1 protein-coding gene is annotated in these 3,055 nt (G+C 65.1%); it reads left to right on the forward strand.

Annotation, left to right across the window (positions count from 1 at the left end; genetic code table 11):
• The coding region (locus tag E0486_RS19050; protein WP_165917417.1) for a beta strand repeat-containing protein at positions 1–3,055 on the forward strand (3,055 nt) is incomplete at both ends.

Consider the following 3,055-nt stretch of genomic DNA (forward strand, 5'->3'; position numbering starts at 1 on the left):
CGGCGCCCTGACGCCCTTCACGCAGAACATCGGTACGCCCTCGGCGGTGCAGTCGGTTTCTGTTTCGGCCGCCAACCTTACCGACGACCTGACCATCACGCCGCCGGCCAACTACGAAGTGTCGAGCAACGGCGCTACCTGGTTCAACAGCAGCAACCCGCTGGTGCTGACGGCTACGTCGGGTGCTATCGCCGCCACGCCGATCAGCGTGCGCCTCAATTCGCCCTCGCTGGGTGCCTGGTCGGGCGACATCGTGCTGAGCAGCCCCGGCGCCACTTCGGTGAACGTGCCCGTGACCGGCAACACCGCGATCATCGTGCCCGTGACCGAGCAAGTGCTGCAGTGGTGGCCGATGACGCAGAACAATACCGACTCCGCTAACGTTCGATCGGTAGCTGTTGCCCCGAGCACGACGCGCTTCGGTAAGCTGGTTCCCTCCAACGGCACCACCGTTGCCGTGGTTCCGCCCTACAGCGTGCAGCGCGGTCAGGCGCTCAGCGCCACCCCCGGCGGCGATGGCCTCTGGTCCACCGCGGGCGGCGGCCCCGGCGGTAACCTCAACCGCACCTTCTACGAGCAGTTCGTGGTGAAAGCCAACACGACGCACCGCCTCGTTGTCGATTCCTTTATCATTACGTCCGCGTTCTACAACTCGTCCAGCAGCACCAAGCTCGGTGTGGTCTGGTCAAAGACAGGGTTCGCAACCGACTCGGCCAACGTCAGCACCAACCCGGGACCGTTTACCAACCCCATCCTGCTGAACAACCAGACCTCCGGGCCGACCGATAACTACCGCCTGGCACTGAACGGCACGACCGGTGTGACGGTGGAGCCCGGCGACTCGCTGACGATCCGCATTTACTTCAGCTGCTCTTCTTCGACGGCCGGCCGCTACGCGCTGGTGAAAGACGCCATCGTGAAAGGCGTTCCCATCGATACGTCCATCCACCCGCCGGTTATCACGGCAAACCCCGCCACCCTTCCGGCGTTCACGCAGACGCTTGGTATTCCTTCAACCCCGCAGAGCTATACGCTGTCGGCTACGAACATGACCACCGCGCTGCTGGTGCTGGCCCCTGCGAATTACGAAGTGTCGCTCGACGGCAACACCTGGTACAACAGCGTTACCCCGATCGTGATCGAACCGGTGTCCGGCATCATTGCCAGCCGTACGGTGCAGGTGCGTCTCAACGCCCCGGCCGTAGGAGCTTACTCGGGCAACGTGCGCAACACGGTCGCCGCCGGCACCAACGCCAACGTGGCCGTCAGCGGTACCACCGCCGCCATTCCCACGATCGTGACCACGAGCAGTATGGGGCCCTTCTCGCAAACCCTTGGCTCTCCTTCGGCCACGCAGACCTATACGGTGCGGGGCCTCAACCTGACTACCGACCTGGTGATCGCGCCCCCGGCCGACTTCGAGATCTCCGCAGACGGCGGCACTACCTGGTTTACCAGCAGCAGCCCGCTGACGCTGACCCCTGTTTCGGGATCGGTTGCCAGCACCACGATCACCGTGCGCCTCAATGCGCCGGTATCGGGCTCCTACAGCGGCAACATCGGCCACACGAGCAGCGGTGCCACTACGGTGAACGTTCCGGTAACGGGCATCACCTCGGGCACGCCGACGCTCATCAGCAACGGCTCGCTGAACCCCTTCAGCCAGACGGTGGGCACGCCTTCGGCCGTGCAGACTTACACGATCTCGGGCAGCGCACTCTCCGGTGCCGTGACCCTCACGCCGCCCGCCGGTTTTGAAGTGTCTTCCGACGGTGGCGCAACCTGGTTCAACAGCACAACGCCTCTCACGCTGACGCCTTCGGCCGGTACGCTGGCCACGACGACCATCAGCGTTCGTCTCAACGCCGCAACGGCCGGCACCTATGGTGGCAACATCACCCATGCCAGCGCCGGCGCTACTCCGGTAGCCGTAGCGGTGAACGGTACGGCTGTACTGCCGCCTTCGGTATTAGTAACCGCCGCGCTGGCGCCGTTCAGCCAGACGGTGGGCACGCCTTCGGCCGTGCAGACCTATACGATCTCGGGCGCCAACCTCGTGAGCAGTGTGACGATCGTGCCGCCCGCAGGCTACGAGATCTCGGCTGACGGGGGCACCAACTGGTTCAGCAGCACCTCGTCGCCCGCACTGACGCTTTCGCCTGCATCGGGCACCGTCGCCACCACGGCCATCAGCGTGCGCCTCAACGCCGCTACGGCCGGTACCTTCAACGGGAACATCGTCAACACCGGCAGCGGCTTTACCACGGTGAACGTGCCGGTAACGGGTGTGGCCGTGCTGCCGCCCACGGTGACCGTGAGCGCCGCGCTCAACAGCTTCGCACAAACGATCGGCGCCCCGAGCGCCACGCAATCGTACACCCTGTCGGGACAAAACCTGACGGCTCCCGTAACGATCACCGCACCGGCGGGCTACCAGATCTCGATCGATGGCGGCAGCACCTGGGCCATAACGGCCACGGTAACGCCGGCCGCAGGCATCATCGCGCCCGTGACGGTTTCGGTGCGCCTCAACGCAACAACACCCGGCAACTACGGTGGCAGCATCAGCAATGCCAGCACGGGCGCCGCTACCCGCAACGTGACCCTGAGCGGCACCGCCGTGGCACCGCCTTCGCTGACCGTTACCGGCACGCCACTGCAGCCCTTCCTGCAGCAGCTCGGCCAACCCTCTGCCGTACAGACCTATGTGCTGACGGGCTCTTCGCTGGTGGGCAACACGACCGTGACCCCGCCGTCGGGCTACCAGGTCTCGATCGACACTGGCCGCACCTGGTCGTTCCAGCCGATCGTGATCAACGGCACGGGCGGTGTGGTGCTGGTGAGCGTACGGCTCAACGCCGGCACCGTAGGCATCTACAACGGTACCATCACCCACGCCACTGCCGGCACCGCTGTGCTCCATGTGGCTGTAACGGGAAGCACGTCGGGCACGGCCAACCGTGCGTACGCCCTGTACCCGGTTCCGGCCTACAGCCAGATCTACTTTGTGCACCCGAGCGATCACCGCGCGGCCACGATCACGATCTACGGCACT

This window comes from Flaviaesturariibacter aridisoli (genome assembly GCF_004343705.1).
Lineage (GTDB): Bacteria > Bacteroidota > Bacteroidia > Chitinophagales > Chitinophagaceae > Flavisolibacter > Flavisolibacter aridisoli.